This window comes from Prevotella amnii CRIS 21A-A, assembly GCF_000177355.1.
Taxonomy (GTDB): domain Bacteria; phylum Bacteroidota; class Bacteroidia; order Bacteroidales; family Bacteroidaceae; genus Prevotella; species Prevotella amnii.
Genome location: NZ_ADFQ01000048.1, coordinates 1 through 776 on the forward strand (window position 1 = coordinate 1; position 776 = coordinate 776).

A 776-nucleotide genomic window follows, 5' to 3' on the forward strand; every position below is an offset into this window, starting at 1 on the left:
TGTCCCACGCTGCTTTCTTAAAGCATTTACACTTAAGCACTTACAGCACGCAAAGCTAAACGTCATCTTTTACACCGCAAAAGGTGATGTTTTGCGAGGTAAAAGATGATGTTTTAGAGGGTAAAAGGTAATGTTTTGCTATATAAGATAATTATTAAAATGTATCTAATTGAAAATAAATAAGTTACCTTGTTTGTAAAACTAAACTGGTAAAGGTTTGGAAACGAGCGAGCTACTCGGCTTCGCTATTTTCTGCCTAACAAAGAACGCTTGTTATTCCGCTTGCAACGGATAATACTTTATTACCGAATAACAAGCGTTTTTGATGAAATATTCTTCTTTCTGCATTTTTGATTGATTGTCTGGTTGTAGGTTATATTCCTCTTCCTCGTCTTTTCTTTCTATTGGCGTGGTATCTGAGTTTACGCTGCCATGCCGTTTCAGCATAGTCATTGCCCTGTGTGGATGGTGTAATCAAATCGCCTAACCCTTCCACAACTTCATCAGCTGCGCTAACGATGGTGTCTGCCACTGCATCAATGGAGTTCTGCACTTGTGGCGTGTCATTGTTTCGTGAGATAGAGGAACGACTTGGAGGTACGAGTTGATAACCGGTATCAGGTTGTTCTTTCTTTTCTATTGGCTCTTGTGTCGTTTGGTGTGGTTTCTTCTGTTCTTTCTTGTTAGTTTCTTCAAAGTTCTTCTGCAAGGAACGGTAGCCGAACTCCCTGCCGATTTCGGAAGCCTTGAAGGATTGTCCTACGTATGAGAATTTT

1 pseudogene is annotated in these 776 nt (G+C 40.2%); it reads right to left on the bottom strand.

Annotated elements, in window-relative coordinates:
- Window positions 1–373: 373 nt before the first annotated feature.
- Window positions 374–776, bottom strand: a pseudogene (locus tag HMPREF9018_RS04065) (relaxase/mobilization nuclease domain-containing protein); the annotation flags it as partial.